At 46.7% G+C, this 289-nt stretch carries 1 protein-coding gene; it reads left to right on the top strand.

Annotated elements, in window-relative coordinates:
* A partial coding sequence (locus ACZ3HH_RS29640) for an HsdM family class I SAM-dependent methyltransferase (protein WP_465810096.1) occupies positions 1-289 on the top strand: 289 nt, incomplete at both ends.

Genomic DNA, 289 nt, shown 5'->3' on the forward strand with positions numbered 1-289 from the left:
CTGGTGGCATGTTTATCCAATCGGCCAAATTCGTGGGAAACCATAAAAAAAATCCCGGTGCGGAAATCAGCATCTATGGGCAAGAAAAGACCGCAGAAACCGTTCGCTTGTGCAAAATGAATTTGGCAGTCCATGGGCTTTCTGGTGATGTCCGCGAATCCAATTCATACTATGAAGATTTGCATAAGGCCGCTGGACGATTTGACTTTGTCATGGCCAACCCGCCATTCAATGTAAATGGCATAGAAAAGGAGCGCATCAAAGATGATAGGCGTCGGTTTCCGTTGGG

This window comes from Pseudomonas sp. PME37.24/025, from assembly GCF_055556615.1.